At 38.2% G+C, this 19489-nt stretch carries 23 protein-coding genes, 1 tRNA gene and 3 pseudogenes; 15 read left to right on the top strand and 12 right to left on the bottom strand.

Going from position 1 to position 19489, the window contains the following annotated elements; genetic code table 11:
- Positions 1–13 precede the first annotated feature (13 nt).
- Positions 14–94 (bottom strand): annotated as a pseudogene (locus ACWYN3_RS12245) (hypothetical protein); the annotation flags it as partial.
- A 517-nt stretch (positions 95–611) separates the two neighbouring features.
- On the opposite strand from ACWYN3_RS12245, the gene ACWYN3_RS12240 reads away from it, so the two are divergent.
- The 6 genes and pseudogenes from ACWYN3_RS12240 (at position 612) to ACWYN3_RS12215 (ending at position 5394) form a co-directional block, all read left to right on the top strand.
- Positions 612–1415 carry an AraC family transcriptional regulator gene (locus tag ACWYN3_RS12240; RefSeq protein WP_456221395.1) on the top strand — a complete coding sequence of 268 codons (804 nt, stop codon included), beginning with the start codon at positions 612–614 and terminating at the stop codon, positions 1413–1415.
- Between the two features lie 346 nt (positions 1416–1761).
- On the top strand, positions 1762–2595 hold the full coding sequence (locus tag ACWYN3_RS12235) for an alpha-L-fucosidase (protein WP_456221394.1): 834 nt from the start codon (positions 1762–1764) through the stop codon (positions 2593–2595).
- 37 nt (positions 2596–2632) lie between these two features.
- Positions 2633–3292, top strand: coding sequence for an alpha-L-fucosidase (locus tag ACWYN3_RS12230; protein ID WP_456221393.1), 660 nt, complete (start codon positions 2633–2635; stop codon positions 3290–3292).
- A 9-nt stretch (positions 3293–3301) separates the two neighbouring features.
- On the top strand, positions 3302–4354 hold the full coding sequence (locus ACWYN3_RS12225) for an aldo/keto reductase (protein WP_456221392.1): 1053 nt from the start codon (positions 3302–3304) through the stop codon (positions 4352–4354).
- 21 nt (positions 4355–4375) lie between these two features.
- Positions 4376–4707, top strand: a pseudogene (locus ACWYN3_RS12220) (alcohol dehydrogenase catalytic domain-containing protein); the annotation flags it as partial.
- The gene (locus ACWYN3_RS12215; protein WP_456222979.1) at positions 4708–5394 is read left to right on the top strand and encodes a zinc-binding dehydrogenase; all 687 of its coding nucleotides are present in this window, start codon (positions 4708–4710) and stop codon (positions 5392–5394) included.
- Here ACWYN3_RS12215 and ACWYN3_RS12210 read toward each other — a convergent pair.
- The 3 genes from ACWYN3_RS12210 to ACWYN3_RS12200 all read right to left on the bottom strand — a co-directional run bounded on the left by ACWYN3_RS12210 (position 5389) and on the right by ACWYN3_RS12200 (position 7307).
- Positions 5389–5562 (bottom strand): hypothetical protein, encoded by a 174-nt coding sequence (locus ACWYN3_RS12210; RefSeq protein WP_456221391.1) that lies wholly within the window; start codon positions 5560–5562, stop codon positions 5389–5391. The genes ACWYN3_RS12215 and ACWYN3_RS12210 overlap by 6 nt on opposite strands.
- A 53-nt stretch (positions 5563–5615) precedes the next feature.
- A complete protein-coding gene (locus ACWYN3_RS12205) occupies positions 5616–6611 on the bottom strand; it encodes a hypothetical protein (RefSeq protein ID WP_456221390.1) in 996 nt (331 codons plus the stop codon).
- A gap of 486 nt (positions 6612–7097) precedes the next feature.
- Positions 7098–7307 carry a hypothetical protein gene (locus ACWYN3_RS12200; protein ID WP_456221389.1) on the bottom strand — a complete coding sequence of 70 codons (210 nt, stop codon included), beginning with the start codon at positions 7305–7307 and terminating at the stop codon, positions 7098–7100.
- Between the two features lie 426 nt (positions 7308–7733).
- Here ACWYN3_RS12200 and ACWYN3_RS12195 point away from each other — a divergent pair, with 426 nt between their 5' ends.
- From ACWYN3_RS12195 to ACWYN3_RS12175, 5 genes are all read left to right on the top strand, one after another.
- Complete coding sequence (locus ACWYN3_RS12195) at positions 7734–8003, top strand: NAD(P)-binding domain-containing protein (RefSeq protein ID WP_456222978.1); 270 nt, start codon at positions 7734–7736, stop codon at positions 8001–8003.
- The gene (locus ACWYN3_RS12190; protein WP_456221388.1) at positions 7964–8284 is read left to right on the top strand and encodes a hypothetical protein; all 321 of its coding nucleotides are present in this window, start codon (positions 7964–7966) and stop codon (positions 8282–8284) included. The genes ACWYN3_RS12195 and ACWYN3_RS12190 overlap by 40 nt, the downstream gene beginning before the upstream one ends.
- A gap of 11 nt (positions 8285–8295) precedes the next feature.
- Positions 8296–8742, top strand: coding sequence for a DUF6597 domain-containing transcriptional factor (locus ACWYN3_RS12185; RefSeq protein WP_456221387.1), 447 nt, complete (start codon positions 8296–8298; stop codon positions 8740–8742).
- Positions 8628–9026: a helix-turn-helix domain-containing protein gene (locus ACWYN3_RS12180; RefSeq protein WP_456222977.1), complete on the top strand. Its 399-nt coding sequence runs from the start codon at positions 8628–8630 to the stop codon at positions 9024–9026. The genes ACWYN3_RS12185 and ACWYN3_RS12180 overlap by 115 nt, the downstream gene beginning before the upstream one ends.
- A 103-nt stretch (positions 9027–9129) precedes the next feature.
- Positions 9130–9609, top strand: coding sequence for a VOC family protein (locus ACWYN3_RS12175; RefSeq protein WP_456221386.1), 480 nt, complete (start codon positions 9130–9132; stop codon positions 9607–9609).
- An 814-nt stretch (positions 9610–10423) separates the two neighbouring features.
- Here the strand turns inward: ACWYN3_RS12175 and ACWYN3_RS12170 are convergent.
- The 8 genes and pseudogenes from ACWYN3_RS12170 to ACWYN3_RS12135 form a co-directional block, all read right to left on the bottom strand.
- Positions 10424–11095 (bottom strand): phage integrase SAM-like domain-containing protein, encoded by a 672-nt coding sequence (locus ACWYN3_RS12170; protein ID WP_456221385.1) that lies wholly within the window; start codon positions 11093–11095, stop codon positions 10424–10426.
- A gap of 335 nt (positions 11096–11430) precedes the next feature.
- Positions 11431–11503 (bottom strand) — tRNA-Lys (locus ACWYN3_RS12165).
- Positions 11504–11696: 193 nt separating this feature from the next.
- The gene (locus ACWYN3_RS12160; RefSeq protein ID WP_456221384.1) at positions 11697–12008 is read right to left on the bottom strand and encodes a SusD/RagB family nutrient-binding outer membrane lipoprotein; all 312 of its coding nucleotides are present in this window, start codon (positions 12006–12008) and stop codon (positions 11697–11699) included.
- Between the two features lie 16 nt (positions 12009–12024).
- A complete protein-coding gene (locus ACWYN3_RS12155) occupies positions 12025–12567 on the bottom strand; it encodes a SusD/RagB family nutrient-binding outer membrane lipoprotein (protein ID WP_456221383.1) in 543 nt (180 codons plus the stop codon).
- Between the two features lie 110 nt (positions 12568–12677).
- Positions 12678–13112, bottom strand: a pseudogene (locus tag ACWYN3_RS12150) (SusD/RagB family nutrient-binding outer membrane lipoprotein); the annotation flags it as partial.
- Positions 13093–13287: a hypothetical protein gene (locus tag ACWYN3_RS12145; RefSeq protein ID WP_456221382.1), complete on the bottom strand. Its 195-nt coding sequence runs from the start codon at positions 13285–13287 to the stop codon at positions 13093–13095. The pseudogene ACWYN3_RS12150 and the gene ACWYN3_RS12145, both read right to left, overlap by 20 nt.
- A gap of 8 nt (positions 13288–13295) precedes the next feature.
- Positions 13296–15362 carry a hypothetical protein gene (locus tag ACWYN3_RS12140; protein WP_456221381.1) on the bottom strand — a complete coding sequence of 689 codons (2067 nt, stop codon included), beginning with the start codon at positions 15360–15362 and terminating at the stop codon, positions 13296–13298.
- Between the two features lie 246 nt (positions 15363–15608).
- A complete protein-coding gene (locus tag ACWYN3_RS12135; protein WP_456221380.1) occupies positions 15609–16583 on the bottom strand; it encodes a carboxypeptidase-like regulatory domain-containing protein in 975 nt (324 codons plus the stop codon).
- Between the two features lie 378 nt (positions 16584–16961).
- On the opposite strand from ACWYN3_RS12135, the gene ACWYN3_RS12130 reads away from it, so the two are divergent.
- The 4 genes from ACWYN3_RS12130 (at position 16962) to ACWYN3_RS12115 (ending at position 19021) form a co-directional block, all read left to right on the top strand.
- Positions 16962–17120 (top strand): hypothetical protein, encoded by a 159-nt coding sequence (locus tag ACWYN3_RS12130; protein ID WP_456221379.1) that lies wholly within the window; start codon positions 16962–16964, stop codon positions 17118–17120.
- Positions 17121–17158: 38 nt separating this feature from the next.
- Positions 17159–17584, top strand: coding sequence for a response regulator transcription factor (locus ACWYN3_RS12125; protein ID WP_456221378.1), 426 nt, complete (start codon positions 17159–17161; stop codon positions 17582–17584).
- 64 nt (positions 17585–17648) lie between these two features.
- Positions 17649–18158: a hypothetical protein gene (locus ACWYN3_RS12120; protein WP_456221377.1), complete on the top strand. Its 510-nt coding sequence runs from the start codon at positions 17649–17651 to the stop codon at positions 18156–18158.
- A complete protein-coding gene (locus tag ACWYN3_RS12115; protein WP_456221376.1) occupies positions 18155–19021 on the top strand; it encodes a HAMP domain-containing sensor histidine kinase in 867 nt (288 codons plus the stop codon). The genes ACWYN3_RS12120 and ACWYN3_RS12115 overlap by 4 nt, the downstream gene beginning before the upstream one ends.
- Positions 19022–19489: the final 468 nt, after the last annotated feature.

The raw sequence follows: 19489 nt of genomic DNA, 5'->3' as shown, positions 1-19489 counted from the left end.
ATCCATCACCCGTAGCGAACCAGATAAAACCTTTGTTATCCTGTAAAATACTGTTGATCGTACCGTAAGAAAGAAAGACCCTCTTTACGTGTATAGTTAAGAATCCTGCCCGAGGGGAATTGCGCTGTTGCTGTCAAAGAAAGAAGAAAGAAAAATAGTAAGTAGAATTTCTTCATTTCAAATAATGATTTATTGTAAGAACTTATTTAAAAACAGATAAAATAAAAAAAAAAAAAATTGTTGTGTTTCAAGCTGATTTAAGAGAAACGCAAAGGCAATTTATAAAAAGAACTTTATAATCTGATGAAAGAAACCGTACTCGTAGTTTGCGAACTATGCAGAGAGGTCATTATTAGGCAACTGGTTTATTAGTATTACAAAAAATGCGCAGATCAGCTATCATTATAATTGGTAACTGGAAAAACTCCGGAAACTTGTGCGGGTGACAGCGGGCTATGTCGTAATTATGAGCTTTTGATGGAATCTTCTGAAAAGAGGATCTATTTTTTTTATCTTAATGTTTTAGTAATTGATAACTTTAGGAATATAATGAAACCTCAGATCCTTAAAATACCTTACGGACCGAACACTCTTTTAGTGTGCGTAAGGATATGGCTCCTAATATTAATAAACGCTGGCATTGTCATCCCGAGGTTGAGCTGATTCATTTTCATAAAGGATCAGGTACCCAGTTTGTGGGTGATCATATTACCCAATTTGATCCGGGAGACATTGTACTTATCGGCAGTAATTTACCGCATTTTTGGAAGTATGATGATGGCAATTTGAATGAATCGGCTAGCCAGGTGTCTTATTCTACGGTTATCCATTTCCACGAAAACTTTATAGGAGAGCGCTTTTTGTATTTGCCAGAAACCAAGCATTTAAAAATACTATTGGAAAAAGCAAAACGTGGACTCCTGATCAAGGCATCGGCAAATAATAATATTGGTAAACTAATAGAGGAAATATACCAGGCTAACGGATTAAACAGGATTATGAAGTTAATTACCTGCTTATCTGAGTTTTCTGGGCTGGAAGAGGTGTCGGTATTAGCATCATTAGGATTTAAATATGACTTTCCGAAAGCAGAAAATAAAAGAATGACGACTATTTATAGCCACACGTTCAGTAACTTCCAAAGAAAGATAATGTTAGAAGAGGTTGCCAGTATAGCAGACATGACACCTAGTTCGTTTTGCCGTTATTTTAAATACCATACTGGTAAAACGTATTTAAGTTTTGTAACAGAAATTCGTATTAGTTTTGCCTGTAAGCAATTAATTGCTAATCAATCAAGCGTTAAACAAATATGTTATGATAGCGGTTTTAATAATTTTTCCTGTTTCCACAACAACTTTAAACGTATGACCGGAAAAACACCTCAGGATTATCAAAAGGAATATAATAAATAGAGTCGCACAAATTTCATTTACTCTATTCTGCTTTTAATGACATCAACTTATGACGACCAGACATCACCTTCTGTTAGGAGATACACCTGTACGCGTAATTTCAGAATTATTCATCAATGTGTGTTTTTGTTTAAATGTATGATAATATTCCTTAACCATCAGATATAATTATGTTTTTAGAAATAGCAGGAATCAACTTACTTTGGATTACCAATTTAATTGATTCCTGCTAATGAAGAAACAGATGATCCAATTCTTATTCCACATTTAAAACAATGGTTCACGTTAAACACTGTACAGGGAATTCTAGCTGGATTATTATTTTTTCTCTATAAATACCCGTAATATGAAATTTAAAATACTAAGCACGTTAACCATTACAGTAGCCATTGGTTTACTGCTGAATGTACAAGGTGAAGCTCAGCAATTATCTATTAACAAAGGTCCGTTTACGCCAACAGACGAATCGTTAAAGGAGTATAAGTATCCTGAATGGTTTAGGGATGCCAAGTTTGGTATCTGGGCACATTGGGGTCCACAGGCTGTTCCGCGGCAAGGTGATTGGTATGCAAAAAACATGTATGTGGAAGGCAGTCAGCAAAATAAGTACCATGTGGCTCATTATGGTACGCCATCAAGATTTGGATATAAAGATATTATTATCCCGTTATGGAAGGCAGAAAAGTGGGATCCTGAAAAACTGATGGCGCTTTATAAGAGGGCAGGAGCCAAATACTTTGTCAGTATGGGTAGCCATCATGATAACTTTTTTCTTTGGAATTCCAAAATTCACCGCTGGAATGCCGTAAATATGGGTCCGCATAAAGATGTGGTTGGTCTTTGGCAAAAAGCTGCCAAAAAGGAAGGTCTTAAATTTGGTGTATCCGAGCACTTGGCGGCCAGCTACACCTGGTATCAGTCTGCGCACAAAGCCGATACTGCGGGTCAGTATAAAGAGGTGCCATATGATGGTAACGACCCGCAATATGCCGATCTGTATCATACTAAAGCTGCCCCTGGCGATAACGATTGGTTAACCACCAATCCAGCGTGGATGAAAGAGTGGTATGCCGATGTGAAAGAACTGGTGGATACCTACCATCCCGATTTGCTTTATTCTGATAGCAAATTACCATTTGATGAAGTAGGCCGCAGCATGCTGGCTAATAATTTTTTATAATGGGAACATCGCTTATACCGGCGGCCAGCCTACGGCGGTGTATAACTGCAAAGAAGCATCTGAAGGTAAATGGGCGCAGGATGTGGAACGGGGTGTACTGGATTCTATCAATCCGTACCCATGGCAAACGGATACATCAATAGGTGATTGGTATTATAAAACCGGTCAGAAATACCGCAGCGGGACCGAGGTTATACAAATGCTGATTGATATCGTAAGTAAAAATGGCAACCTGCTGATTAATGTAGTACAAACTCCGGAAGGCGACCTTGAGCCTGATGTACTTACTATCATCGAGCAAATTGCAACCTGGATGCCTGTAAATGGTGAGGGTATATATGGCACACGCCCATGGAAAGTTTATGGGGAAGGTCCTTCAACTATTAAAACCAATCAGGCAAAAGGCCAGTTTGGTGGTTTGAGCGACGCCCAGGCTTATCAAGCAACAGATATTCGTTTTACTACAAAAGGTAATAATCTCTACGCATTTTTTTGTATGAATACACCGGCCAGTGATATCCGTATCACATCATTGGGGAAAAGTTCAAAACTGAATGACAAAAAGATAGCTGTTATTAAACTTTTAGGCAGCAATGAAAAACTAAAATGGAAGCAGGAAGATGATGCACTGGTTATCACCAAACCGTCAGTTATACCTGCCTGGAAAGTAATGAGTTTTAAAATAGAATTAAAATAATAGATTTTTATGAAAGGTATCAGTTTACCTGACGTGATATTTGGTACCAGCGGTTTAGGCAATTTGTATGTTGAGTTAGATGATACGGTTAAGCAAGCCATTGTAAAGGAAAGTGTAGTTTATTCGCATAAACCTACCGTGTTTGATTCAGCCGGGAAATATGGGGCGGGTCTGGCTTTGGAGTCATTAGGTAGATTTTTAAAATTGACGGATGTTGCTGCTGAAGACGTATTAATAAGCAACAAGCTGGGGTGGATGCGTACTGAATTGACAACCGATGAACCTACTTTTGAACCTGGCGTATGGAAAGGGCTTAAGTACGATGCTGTACAAAATATCAGTTATGATGGTATTTTAGAGTGTTATCACCAGGGAAATGAGTTATTAAATGGTTATGCCGCATCGCTGGTATCAGTACATGATCCGGATGAATACCTGTTAGCTGCCATTGATGAGGCAGATCGCGGTAAACGTTATCAGGATATACTGAGCGCCTACCGTGCGCTCGCTGATTTAAAACAAAAAGGGGAAGTGAAAGGCATTGGCGTCGGCGCAAAGGATTGGAAGGTAATCCAGAAAATAGCAGCCGATGTGGATTTAGATTGGGTGATGATTGCCAACAGCATGACCATCCATAGCCACCCGCTCCCCTTGTTAACATTTATGAAGCAATTGGAAAACAGGGGAGTATCTATCATTAACTCGGCGGTATTTAATGCCGGCTTTTTAACAGGTGGCGATTATTATAATTACCAGCTAATTGATCCGCAAACTAGCGAAGGTGCAACGCTATTTTCCTGGCGTCACCAGTTTAATGCGATCTGTGTCGATTTTGATATTAAACCTGCCGTCGCCTGTGTTATATTTGGCTTAAGTGCCCCAGGTGTAAGCAGCATAGCGTTAAACACCACAAATCCCGGCCGGGTAAAAAATAATGTGGCTATGGCCGACGCACAAATCCCTATGCAGTTTTGGGAAAAACTGAGGAGCGAGGGTTTAATCAGCCCTGAATATTTGCCATTAATTATAAATCGGCATTATAAAAACGTAATCCAAAAATGAGTAAATTAACTATAATAACAAATGAAGATTTTAACATGTGTTGAGCCTGGGCGATTCGAATATGGCACAGCTGATATACCTCATCTACGACCAGGCAATGCCCTGATAAAAATTAAAAGATTAGGTATATGCGGCACAGATTTACATGCTTTTGAAGGTACGCAACCGTTTTTTAGTTACCCGCGTATTTTAGGGCACGAACTTGCCGGAGAATTAGTTGATACTGGCGGCAGCGAAGCGAAGGATTTGAAAAAGGAGAGGCGGTAACCTTTATTCCTTATTTTAACTGCGGTCATTGCATTGCCTGCCGGTCGGGTAAGCCTAATTGCTGTGTCAGTATACAGGTTTGCGGTGTGCATATTGATGGTGGAATGGCTGAATATTTACAGGTGCCGGCCAACTTACTGGTACATGGAGAGGGTTTAAATTATGATGAACTGGCGCTGATTGAGCCATTGGCCATAGGCGCGCATGGGGTACGACTTGCTAACATTGCCAAAGGTGAATATGTGCTGGTGGTAGGAGCTGGTCCAATAGGTTTGGGTATTATGGAGTTTGCACGTATAGCCGGTGCTAAAGTTATTGCAGCTGATATGAACGATCAGCGCTTAACGTTTTGTACAAATAAATTAAAGGTTGATTTTACCATTAATGTACAAATGGAAGATATAACTGTCCGTTTGAAAGAGATCACTAATGGCGAAATGCCAGCTGTAGTTATTGATGCCACTGGGAATGAGAAGGCCATAAATAATGGCTTTAGTTATATGGCGCATGGAGGCAGATACGTGTTGGTCGGTCTTCAAAAAGGAGACCTGGTAGTTAGTCACCCTGAGTTTCATAAACGGGAGGCTACCTTAATGAGTAGCCGTAACGCCACTCGCGAAGATTTCGAACAGGTGAAACAAGCCATGAAGCAGGGGTGGATCAATCCGCAAACCTATATTACCCACCGGATTAAATTTGACGAGGTAGCTACTGAATTTTCTGGCTTGTTAAATCCTGCTAATGCGGTAATAAAAGCAATGGTTGAATTATAATATCCATCTGTTGGTAAAATGTCTAATTTTTAAAGTGTCTTTTTGAAGCCCCAGCGCCACCAGAACCCGCTTGGATAAAGACTTTTGTCCTTTCTTTAATGCGCCACGTTCTACAAGAGCCTGCCATGCTGTTAAGGCAACTAATGGGAGTGAAGCAGCCTCGTCCAATTTTTTGGGGTCAATATATGTTTACAGGGGATATTTTTTTATTAAAATGATGATTAAGAGTGATACAAAATAGCTTTTCCGCTATTAAAAAATAGTGCATCATTAATTTCCTCTAATTTAAACCTCTTTCCTGTTTTTGTTTTGAAATGAGGCATATGAATAAGTCCGGCTATTTCTTTCAATGCTTTTTCTAAGTTCTGAGGATTCTGTACAGTATTTGTTTTTAAGTTGGAAAATGGTTTTATAATCAGGTTTTTAAGACTTAGCGTACTTGTTTGAATTGTTAAAGGAATTTGATCACCAAGATAGCCGTAAGAATAGATTACTGAATCATTGGGGAGCATATCTATTATTTGATTTAATATTTCTCCTCCAACGCCATCAAAAATTGCAGTTGTTTCTAGTTCTTGTGCCATTTTTTTTAGTTGCAGGCCGAAATGTTGCTCACTTTGAACAACTATATTCTTGGCGCCAAGTTCTTCTAACTGCTTCTTGCTTTCTGCATTTCTGACAATAGAGATCAAAGGGAAATTATACGTTAAGCAAATACCTAGTAGTGCAATTCCGGTCGCTGAGTTACCCGCAGTACTGATTATACCTTGATGTCCCTGGTCTAAAATTTCTTTATAGAATGCAAATGGGGTAATGATGTTGACCATGGAACCAGAATAGTCTTCAGGATTGACACCATCAGGAAGTATTGCACAGTCCAGAAAGTGTACGTGCGAATATTCGCACCAGGTGCCAATCGCGCTTTCACTGTATCTTAAGTTTCTGTATATAGTCACGCTCTTTCCTAAATACTCTAGCGGCACTCCTTCGCCAATTTGTATCACTTTACCAACACCTGATACGCCTTTAATATCGTAAAGACTTTGTACGGCACCAGGGGGAGATGGATATTTTAAAAAGAACTTATCTCCGCTATTAATAGCGGAGCAATCCATTTTAATGATCAAATGGTCTGCCTGTGTTTCTTGTGGTTTCTTTACGTTTTGCACTTTCAAAGTCTGTTCCGATAGTACAATCGCTTTCATTAGATTTTCCATTTTTTTTGCGTTTAATTACTTCGTAAATGTCCGCTTTCGGGAAATTATCGACCAATGAACTATCTTAAGAAATACCTTTAAGATAGTTTAAGAAATCAGCGTTTTTGAGTCAAGTCTTTTCTAATTTTGCTTAAGAATTCTGAAGTTATACCGAGGTATGAGGCGATCTGTGTACTGGGTAAGCGGTTAGCCAGATCAGGGTATTGCTGTAAGAAATACAAATAGCGTTCATTCGCTGTTGTGCTAATGTTTTGCAATACGCGGTTTTGCAGTTCAATATATTTGCGCTCAATAATAATTCGGAAACTACTGTTAAACTTTGGGTAGTTGCTATATAGATGGATTAAGTCTGCGTGTTTAATTTGAAGAATGATAGAGGGTTCTATTGCTTCTATATATACACTTCCAGCTTGCTGAGCATAAAAGCTGGAGAGATTGGTTATCCAACTATTTTCGGCTGTGAACTCCAGGTTATACTCTTTACCATTAAAAATCTATAGCATACATTTTAAAACATCCTGAAACAATGAAAGTGAAATGCCGACAAATATCCCCATCTTGTAAGATAAAGCCACGTCGTTTTATTTTACGTTCGGAGAAAAGTAAGGTCAGTTTTTCTTTTTCCTCTTCATTTAAGAGAAACGAAGAGTTGAAATGCGTAAATAGCAAATCTTTTGCTGGGTTTCTTTCTTGCAAAATTGTAGATTAGTTGGGGTTGACTTATCGCTCGAGTAAAGATAAAAAAAAATACTTTTAATTATAGGGCCAGTTGCGGGCACCTGGTTTACATGACGAAATCCATTCTGTCTACTCCATTAAAGACTTTTGAAAAATTATTAAATTGCGTTACAATTCATTACATGAAAAATTAATAATATTCTATGAAAAATACTTACGTGCAAGGGGAAGCATTTGAAAATTTATCATATAATTTAGTGCAAGAGGCGTTAAACCTGTGATGATTGGGCAGGAAATGGTTCGAGAAGTGCCCACTTGGTTCCACTACTTAAAAGCCGTCAATACTGGCTGGGAGTTTCGACAAAACTGACCTCCTCATTCCGAAATCTACACTCAGCGACATAGTTGTTAAAACCGAGTCTTGATCTAAAGATGGAGATATGAATTATTGGCGCAGGTCAGATCGGAAGCTGCCTCGCTTCAAAATTTATTAAGCTGAGGTATCACGTTTCGATTGCAAACTCTCGTGGGCCGGCATCTTTAAAAGAACTTGCTGAGCAAACCAGGGCTGAGGCAGTTACTGTTGAAGATGATGTAATAACAGGCAGGTCATTCTTTCGCTGGAACAAAGTGATATTGATAGCCTATGGGTTCAGGAGCAATTGGGTGTTATTGTGGTTAAGGTATTCAATTCCATTTTTGCGACAAGTTTGAATGATCGGGGCAGAGGCAAAAGGGAAAAAAACCGCATCGTTTTAGCAGTTTCGGTTGAGATTACTACTGCAAAGGAAATCGTGTTTGACCTGGTGGATGAATTGGGTTTTGATCCCTTTGATCTGGGTGGGTTTGCACGGTACTGGAGACAGATTGTTCTGCTAAGCGTGTTGGGATCATCGGAGAACATCATAGGAATGAAGCGCAGATGGCAGCAGATTTTCCGGCCTGGCGGAAAAACTTTCAGGAATAAAAATGGTTTTATAGCTAAGGGGCATTAAATAAAATTCCTATGATCTACACTGAATTACCTGTTCACCAATCCTTGACTGGTTATATAGATGCCTATTGGACGATCCGGCACGTTGGCTGCGGGTCAAAAGAGCAGCGCATTTTACCCGACGGGTGTATCGATATCATTTTCAACCTGGGAGCTGAATGTACCACTAGTCATGGCAGGTTTTTAATGGAGCCGGAAAAAGCCTATTTAATTGGTACAATGACCACTTTTACAACTTCATGTATACCTTGTGATGCCAGTCTTGTAGGTGTTAGGTTTAAGCCAGCAGCGTTCTCTAATTTTTTTTTTTATGATTTGATGAGATCTCTGACATTACGGTGGAACTGTGCAATTCTTTTTGCCCGGGCCTGGATAAACTATTTAATGGTACTACTGCTGACCTTGATCATTTTTTTGCAGGAAAATTATCCCGGAAAACGGATAGCCTTGCAGGCATGATTTCTGATATAGAGGGATTAAAGCCCGGCCAATTGTCTATCGGTGCAATCGCAGAAAGGTACGCCATAACTCCCCGGCAGCTGGAAAGAAAATTCAGGCAACAGACAGGCCTAAGTCCCAAGACTTTTATCAACATCCTGCGGAACCGGGCGGCCCTGGTGGCTATAAAGAACAGGGGTGCCGACAGTTTACTGAAGATAGCCATTGATCATGGGTATTATGATCATGCCCATCTTTCAAGGGAGATTAAAAGATTCACGGGAACAGCTCCCTCATTGTTCTGATATTGTCGGATTTTTACAAACGAAGGGGCGATGGTTGGTCTTAAATTTGGCCTGTGAACATAATAATAAAAAGCTATTGATCAGCTGCTGTATGATAACAGGATTGGAATCCTGTAAACCGGTAGAAAAGACAACTCAGATGATGGAACAACGGATAAGCGTATTGACACTTGGGGCAAATGACCTGCAGGCTATGAAAAAATTCTATGAGGAAAACCTGGGCTGGAAGCCGGTTGTGGAAAACAAGGATATTGTTTTTTACCAGATGAACGGTTTTCTGTTCAGTATCGGAAAGCGTAAAGACCTGGCGGATTTTATTGGGGTTCCAACCGAAGGCAGGGGTTTTCGTGCAGTTACGATCGGTTATAATGTACCTACAGCGCAGGAGGTGACAGTGATCTATGAAAAATTAAAGGCTAAAGGCGTAAAAATCCTGAAAGCACCTACTATCCCCCCATTCGGTGGCCTGTTTTTTTATTTTGAAGATATTGAAGGAAATATCATAGAGGTTGCCTATAGTACATTTATTCCATTGGACGTGCATCATAATGCAGTAGGCCATAAGTCAATTGATCATCTCTAAGCGATTTATATTCGTTTTGAATTTGCTGTAAGCTATTTGTCGGCAGACTTGTGCGTGGAGATTTCGGTACTATTGACCATAGATTCCGTGGCGGATTGACCAACAGAAATAATTATACCTGTTTTTGTAATCAACTGTTATTGTTTTAAGTTGGCCATTTTTAGCCGAAATCGCTTGTCACGAGTTTCTGTAATGAATTGTTCTCACTCTCCAAAATCTCCAGATGAGACAGATGAGCACAAAGATTAATGTATATCACAATTGGAAAGTGAATTGAAATTGGCTAATCGAGAAATTAGGGAATTGCAGGGAGAGTTGATTAACGAATTTAGATTGAAGCGGAATTAAGTTGAGTCTAGTATTGGTGGATAAAAGAAATGCTAGTATTTAGAAAGTTTTTTTTAAATATTCTTCAATTCTCTTTTACGTAAATCATTCTACTTGCTTGGTTTCTATTGGTAATTAGCCTTGGTATTTTACGTTTGCGAGTAAAAGCCCAGGTGTATGTGCTACATGTATTGGGTAGATACCAGTTCCAAGTTTTGTCTGACAAGATTTAAAGATCATTAGTCCCGTTTTTGGCTCCTCAAAATACTTTCCATTAAATAACTCAGTAATGTATTTTGCTGTTTTCTCCATAGGGATATGGTTTTTAGAAGTAATTTTTATCTTTTAAGTAAATTTTAGGTAGATTTTAAAGTGTTTTTTTTGGCGATAATTTAGTGATTTTATAAATATTAAGTTAATATTTGTTTACTTCGGTTTCGACTTTTATGGCGTAATTAATAGGTTCAACCTTGCCTGGTATAATTTTTTAAAACTGACAATTAAAAATCTGGCGCAAGTAGTTGTTCTCATTAACAGAATATTGAAGCGTATGATTTGTTTTTCCACGCTCTTTAATGAGCCATTTTTCATGTGCGGTACCAACGGTTATAATATGTATCGGAGATAAATTAAATATGTCCTGATAAGCAAATCCGGTAAAACATTGAAATATAAACGCATCTCTTACTTTATCGATTCTTTCAATCGTAAGTTTATGATGCAAAATGTTTTCAACTTCTGATATTTCCAATGGCAGAATCTCTGGTTCATCCGCACCACACCTGAATTTTTCAATGGTATTCTTTGTTATCCAGCCACTTGTTTCAGCAAGTTTCAGCATCTGTTTGGTACTCTTGATTTGCTTCATCGCAGAAGCTTCCCCAAGTGCTGAAATTCGCTTAACAGTCAGGAAGGTTAAAAAATCCTGTGCAAAGGAATAGTTAATATTAATGAGTTCTATATCATTAATATTATAGTGGTATAAAAGAATTCTGCAATCTTGTTTTTTTTTTTGGCTTTCCATTGTTTTGGGCGTTTCCAGTGATCTTAGCTTCTTTTCTACCAAATCAGAAAACTCTTTAATTTGAAGATCAGCAAGCGTTATCCCAGTTGTCAATTTGTGCTTTCCTACAAGTGGATAATTCTTCGTCCATCCCATCAATCATAGATATTCTGCAAATAATAGGAGCGAGGCGGTTAGCATCTTTCTTTGATTTACGATGCCAAAAAAGAATGGTTAATATTTGGTTGCTTTTCATTTCTCAATCTGTTATTAAAACATTTAGTTAAGCCCGGATAAATCCAGTAAACAAATTTTTGCTTTAAGGAATGGCTCAAATTGAGGCAAGGATAACTGGTGCCCAAATTTACCAAATACAATTGGGCACCGGATAGGGCACCAATCAGATTGCTATGAAATGACTTATTATTTTTTGAAAAACGCCTTTTAAAAAACATTTTAAACAGAAAAGGCGCAATTTCTTGCGCCTTTCGTGATCCCGCTGGGATTCGAACCCAGGACCACTACATTAAAAGTGTAATGCTCTACCAGCTGAGCTACGGAATCAATTAATTCCTTTTGTTTAAGGAGGTGCAAAGATAGAAATTAAATATTAACATGCAATTAAATATGAAAATAAATTCAATAAAAATAACCGTCTATTTAACCGTTTATGCCTAAGAGTCTGAAAATCAGAAAGGCGGAACAATTCCGCCTTTCAAAATAAAATACAATAAATTAGACTAAACTATTGACATTACTATTTCAGGATATACATGATTCCATTGATATCATCATTACCACCATACTGACTCTGTATAGCAATCTGATAATTTGCTGCATTTGCAGTACGTTCATACTCATGATACTGAAAACGGCTTGCAATACGTCCACCATTTCCAGTACCCGGACCAGTAGTAAAAGCAGGGATACCCGTACGGCGATAAGTAAAATAAGACTCCAGTCCAGAGTGACGGAATAAAGCCAGGTACTTTTGCTGCAGGATTTGTGTAAGTGCATTCGTGGTATTATACTTTACAGCAGGCTGACTATAATAAGCATCCCAGTCCACATTGATTGTATAAGTATCATAGTTGGCTGGTAAAGCAACATTCGTTGAACCCGGGCGATAGAAATAAGCAGTAAACGTTCCGGTACCTGTAGGGGATCTTATAAGAATCCATAGAACTTTTGATACCCGCAGTATAATAGTCCTCAGCATTACCAGCAGCCCATCCGCGAGAAATACCTTCGGCAATATTAAACATCAGTTCTGCATAACCCAATTGAATACTTGGTTCGCCAGTATACGTCGAATAATAACGCTTTCTGTTTAGAAATGAATATTTCTGCAAACCTGCATTGTTATACATCACACCAAGATCTTCTCCGGCATCAGCGCCAATGAAAGAAGAAAAATCAGTAGGACTTTGTTTTAAAGTTTCTACCTGGTAGCGGGAAGGCTCGGCAGTTACAAATACCCTTGGATCTTTTAATTTAGTCAATAAGCCGATATAAGTAGCCGAAGTATTTTTCCTCGAACCACTTTGTCCGAAGTTATCAGGAGTCTGCGGATAATAGTTAGTCGGAGAAATATAAATATACTGCATATTATCTGCAGCACTCTCCATGATAGGATACTTAGCCTTATTGTTGACGATATCAGCAGCAAATGTGTTTTCACATTCAGTTGTGCATCATCATCAGCTCTTTTGCTCAATTGAATCAATAATCTGATCCTGAATGTATTGATAGTTTTTTGCCATTTCAGCAAGTCACCATTAAAGAATATATCACCCGCAAGGATATTCTCTTTTGCAGCGATTAAAGTAGTCAGATCTGAATTCGCACTTTCCAGTAATGCCAGTGACTGTAACATGACGTTTTTCTGCGTATCATAAGCAGGAGTGAGGTTTCCTATTCCAGACAATGCAGCTGTCATTGGGATATCTCCCATTTCCATACTCATTTTGCTGAAAAGGTAAGCCTTGAAAAACTTCGCCAGAGCACTATAAGAGTTAACTGCAGAGCCTCCTTTGATCGCTTGTTTTTCCATTTCTGCTACATTTTTCAGGATGGTATAATAATCATCACCATATTTGAAATCATAGCGGTTATTCCCGTAATAATCATAATTATTTAAGTAATACTGATTATTAGTTTCTTTTTTGACCATCTGGTCCCTCAACCAGACCCTTACTGGTTAAAATACCATTTAAAAGCAATGAAGCCTGAACAGCAGTTGGTTTGTTATTGTTGATCGTTTTCTCTTCGAAGTCCTTTTTGCAGCCCGAAATGGTAACCACAAGTAAAAGAGGAAGCAAAGAATAAAGTCTGAATATCGTTTTCATATAGGAAATTATAATGTAATGTTGACGTTGAAACCATAACTACGTACCGTAGGTGATTGTAAACCAGTTGCAGAAGTCTCTCCGTTATACTGATCTAAATCAACATCCTTAAATCTTTTATCTTTGTAGAAGTACAATAAATTACGGCCTACCAAAGAGAAGGAAGCTTTTTGAATGAACGTACCCGCAAGTAATTTTTTAGGAAGCTCGAATCCAATGGTTACCTCACGAAGTTTCGCGAAAGTTTTGCTCATCAGGTTGGCCTCGTCGAAATTATAATACTTACTCACATAATCCTGAACAAATACTTTGTTTGTATTTGGTGCAAAAGCAAGATCTCCATAATTCAGGATCGCACCAGTTTTAGAATCGTAATTAATAGAAGCACCATTAGAGATCACAACACCTTCACCAACATAAGAACCTGCATAGCCTTTCTGGCCATAATTAGCCCAATCCTGGTAACGCGCATCACCCAAAGCACCTTGAGCAGTTTCGATATTTGAACCACCACGCATAGTTTTATTATGCATATAATCCGTAGTTTTTCCACCTACACTACCATCAAACTGGAAACCTAAACTCCAGTTTTTATAGTGAAACTTGTTGTAAATACTCCATGAATAATCAGAATTCATGTTTCCCAGGTATTGATTCGCACCACCATTATTTAATGGCTTTCCGGCTGCGTCATTGATAATCTGACCATCTTTTGTCCTTACGAAAGCAGTTCCATATAATTTATCCGTGCGGTCTCCTTCTTTGAAAAAGGTCTGATAGATATCCTGTCCCTTTGGAAGTTCTTTGTAAACTCTCTTGAAAGTTGACCAGTTGACCAAAACATCCCAGCCAAAACCACCCATGTCTTTAATCGGTGTGCCACTTAGTGAAACCTCATAACCTGTTTTTTTAGTTTTTAAAGCATTCAGATATAATAAAGTATATCCTGTAGCAGTAGAAATCTGGTTAGGTAAAATCTTCGGCCCATCTATATATTGGAAAGCCGTAGCACTTAAACCCAGTCTGTTTCCTAAAAACTTAACATCAAAACCTTCCTCGTAATTTACGCGGGTACTGGTTTTAATTCCATTTTCATATAAATAATCAGGGCCATAACCAGCAGCCTGATTATTATAAGGTTTATTGATATTAAACGAAGTATTCAAAGAATAGTCTGGTCCGTTATAAGGAGACATGTATACGTTACCATAACCAAGCGGATTATTTGTCAGATTAGAACCAGTCTGACCACCAAATGCAGTAATCGAACTGAAAGGAGCAGGGCCGATTGTTGCACTGCTTGCATCAGTACGTACATTGGAGAACGATGCTCTTGCTTTCAGGAACGAGATGAAATTTGGCATTTTGATATAATCAGAAACAACAGTTGCTAATGATATACTTGGGTAATAATAAGTTGTTGGCGTTTGGAAGGCCGATGATTTATCTATTCTGCTCGTCGTCGATAATGTTGCATATTTACCGAAGGATGCATCCAATGAGAAATACCCGCTCAATACCATCATACTCGAGTTAAAACTCGTAGACTGTACCGGATTTTTAGAGTTACTGAAAGCATAAACTTCAGGAACATTCAGGTAATCAGTAGATGTCCAGCTTGAATTATAAGATAAGGTACGAAGATTAGTTCCGACCAAACCAGAAAGGTTGAAGAAATTCTTGATGTTATAATTGAAATTTAATAATAACTCATTGTTGTTCTCAAACAAATTACGTCTGTCTTCACGGTAGTCACCCTGATTTCCTTCACGTCCGTATGGGTGAGCAGAGAATGGAAGTTTTTCAGTACGTAAGATACCATAAGTATCAAATTGTGAACGAAGCGTTGCGTTTAAGTGATTATCAATCTTAAAGTTTGCAGAAAGATAACCATACACATCATTCTTGTAATGTCCGCGTAACCACTTTTCTGTCATTAGATAAGGATTGTGGTAACGTTGATATTCTGCAAACTGCGATTGAACACCTTCTTTACCTGGTTGCCATATCGCTTTAATATCCGGAGCATTCACGTCCCAGTCTGCACCAGTCCAGATCGCTGTACTGTAAATCAAACTTGAAGGCCCGTAATCTGCATCAGGAAAGTTATCAGTATACTGTCTGTTAAAAAATCCAGGTTACCTTCAATTTTCAATCTTGGAGTTGGATTGAATGAACCATACATGTTGAAGTTGACAATATTAAGTCCGCTGTTGGGGATATAACTTGATTGTTTTGATTGCGAAACTGAGAATCTTGTCGTATAAGTCTCACCGTTAGCACTTAATGATATGTTATTATTGGTTTGGTAACCAGTCTCTTCAAAAGTTCTTTAAATTGTTTTTACCTCTTGCAGTGTATGGAGTTGCCTGTCTTACTCCATTAATTACAGGACTATCATATTGCGGGATCAGTTGTCCGGCGAAATATGGCCCCCAGATGTCATAATCTCCATCGACACCACCAGGTGCACCACCTTTACCATCCACAAACATATACTGTGTGTTTTCACCAGCACCATATGAATTTTGTAAACGCGGGAAGGTTAAAAATCCGCTGTTAATTACTGTACTGCTGTTAACATCAACGGTTAGTCCTTTTTTGTTCTTATCACCTTTTTTGGTCGTAATCAATATTGCACCATTTACTGCACGGCTACCATATAAAGCAGCGGCAGCAGGGCCTTTTAATACTGTATAAGTTTCAATGTCATCAGGACTGATATTCCAGGTGTCTGTATTGATAGGAAAACCATCTATAACATATAATGTTAACTTATCACCACGGATCATCACGTTAGGTTCTCTTAATACCTCAGGAGAAGAAGGACCAACAGATAAACCAGCAACTTTTCCTACTAAACTGCTGATCGGGTTGGGGTCACGTGCTTTTAGCAAATCACCGCCATCTACGGTCTGAAGTGCGTAACCAATTCTTTTGGTGTCTTTTTTTTTACCTAGGGCTGTAACCACGACTTCAGAAAGTGCTTTGCTGTCACCTTTTAAAACTACATTGATAATTGTTTCATCACCAATAATGATTTGTGTTTTCTGGTATCCAAGGTATTGGAAGGATACAGTTTGCCCTTTCTTAGCTGTAAAAAGAAAGTGGCCGTTCATGTCTGTTACTGTACCTTGTTTGGTGCCGTCAACCAATACACTTACCCCCGGCAGGGTTTGTTTGGTTTCGTCACTAACTGTGCCGGATATTTTAGTTTGCGCCGCTAAAGTCATCGGGGCAAGCAAAAATAACACTACAGTTATTACCTGTTTAAATTGCTTGTAGAGCTGTTTCATCTATGTGGATTTAGGTTGTAATGTGTTTTTTTCACACAGCAATACTAAACTTTGTTTATTAAAACTAAACCAATTTAGTATTATGGATACTTAAACTTTTACAGGGTTTTTGATATTAAAAGTGTCTTTGGCAGCGGGTTCATTACATATTGTTAATATCTAGTTAATGAATAGTTTATCTTTTGCTGTTATTGCAGCTTAAAAATCCATTTGCCGGATTATAAAAAGATCAAATGATAATATATATATAGCGCATATAATTGATATTATCCAGAGGAAGAAATAGTGCTAATGATGCTAAGGGAAAAGAAGCTCAGCACAAATTTTTAAACAGGCTCTAAAAAATAATGTTCACATTTGTTGTTTAATTATATCCTTATGCACATACTGGTTATTGAAGATGAACAAAGAGTAGCTGAACTGATCAAAAAGGGGCTGGAAGAACTCGGATTTCATATTACACTTGCCTTTGATGGGGAAATGGGTAAGAAACTAGCCCTGACGAAAACCTATGATCTGATTCTGATGGATGGATAATCCTTCCAAAGATTAATGGAATTGACCTTTGCAAGGAAGTGCGTATCGCACGTCCTGACATTCCAATTATTATGCTTACTGCTTTAGGCACTACGGATGATAAAGTAGAAGGTTTTGATGCTGGTGCGGATGATTACCTGGTTAAGCCGTTTGATTTCAGGGAGCTGCATGCCCGGATTCGTGCTTTAATAAAAAGAAATCAGACTCAGAATAATACTTTTAACCAGGGATTTATCTTGCGGTTTGCAGATCTGGAAATGAATCTGGAAACAAAGCTTGTTAAAAGAAATGAGGAGCCTATTGATCTTACACCTAAAGAATTCCGGTTGCTTGAGTATATGATGGGGAATTCTGAACGTGTTTTGTCCAGAACAGAGATTGCAGAGAAAGTTTGGGATACTTTTGACTCTGGAACAAACTTTATTGACGTTTATATCAATTATTTAAGGAAAAAAAAAAAATAGATAAAAATTATGCAGTAAAACTGATTCATACTAAACCAGGTATGGGTTTCATATTTAAAGAAGGATGAAGATAAGAGCGAAACTTTTATTGTTGTTTTTGACGCTTTTTGGTGCTTTACTTTTAGCATTTGCTGTATTTATCTATGTTTCTACTTCACAAAGCAGGAAAGATCAATATTATAAGCACCTTAAAAGAGAAGCGATTACAAAAGCAAATTTGCTCTTTGATGCAAAAGTTCCTCCGGCAGTGTTACAATTAATTTATAAGAATTCAATCAATTCGTTATTTGAAGAAGAGGTAGCTGTTTATGATACTTCGTTTAATTTGCTTTATCATGATGCTGTGCAAATAGATAAGGTTAAAGAAACGAGAAAGATGATCGATCAGATTATTCTTCAGAAGGAAATTACCTTTGATCAGGGAAGTTTACAGGTTGTAGGGCTTTTATATCTGCATAAAGGCAAAACCTATGTTATCACTGCGGCAGCAAATGATAAATATGGGTTGACACGACTGGAAGAGTTTAAGTATACTTTTCATCATTTCTTTTTTTTATCATTATTATCAGTTTGACGATCGCTGCGGGTTACTATTTTGTAGGTAAAGCGTTAAACCCGGTCGCTGAAATTGTAGATAAGGTAGAGGAGATTACAGCAACTAATTTATATAAGCGGGTACTTGTCAAGAATGAGAAGGATGAGATTGGAGAGCTGGCTATTACTTTTAATAACATGCTGGATAGGTTGGAGCAATCTTTTGATGGTCAGAAGAATTTTGTAAGTAATATTTCTCATGAATTGAGAACTCCGCTGGCAACGATAGTTGGTGAATTACAGCTTGCATTAATCCGGGAGCGAAGTGTTGCAGAGTATAAAGAAGTGATCAGGCTGTCATTGAGTGATGCACAAAGATTAGTGAGGTTGTCTAACGGGTTACTTGATCTGGCCAAAGCGAGTTATGATCAGACTACGGTAAGTATGAAAGAGTTAAGGACAGATGAATTGCTGATGGATGCAAGAGAGGCTGTGCTTAAAATCAATGAAGATTATAGGGTTGATATCGTCTTTGAACGTGAAATTGATGATGATGACGATATTTCGGTTAAAGGAAATGAGTACTTGCTGAAGGTCGCATTTATCAACCTGATGGAAAATGCCTGTAAGTTTTCTGCTAATCACCAATGTACAGTAAGTATTAACTTCGACCATGATCGGGTAAAATTGGGTTTTAAAGATTCAGGTATCGGTATTGCAAAGGATGAACTGGAAAGTATCTTTTCTGCATTTTACAGAGGAAAGAATAAGGACTTTAGCCCGGGAAACGGGATCGGGTTGTCGCTGACTCAAAAGATTATTGGTATGCATCAAGGTGCTATTCGTGTTGCTTCAACCGTTAACTCCGGGAGTGTCTTTACAATCGAAATATTTCACGTTTAGCTCCGGGACTTCGCAAAAAAAACATCAACTAAACATGCTGACTACGTTCCCTTCGGGCCCTGATGTCAGCATGTTTAGTTGATGTTTTTTTTTCTTTAATCCATGGCCGGATAAACGTGATAACATTTTTCTTGTAAAAACCTCCCAAGGGTAACAGGCTGGAGCATTGAAAGGTTTGTTTGTTGACGCTTTAAGGGATTACTAGTTGATGTTTTAAGGGATTACTAGTTGATGTTTTAAGGGGTTACTTGTTGATGTTTTAAGGGATTACTAGTTGATGTTTTAAGGGGTTACTTGTTGATGTTTTAAGGGATTACTTGTTGATGCTTTAAGGGTTTACTTGCTGAAGGCTTTAAGATTGCGTTTTACCGCCCGGTAATTGCTTTTTCTCTAATGAATTTCTAATGAATTTCTGTTTGTCCTCTAACGGTGCTTTCAAAAAGGGCGCTTTATATTTGCAGCACATTA

The organism is Pedobacter sp. NJ-S-72, from assembly GCF_053890575.1.
This window is presented reverse-complemented; position numbering and strand designations above follow the sequence as displayed.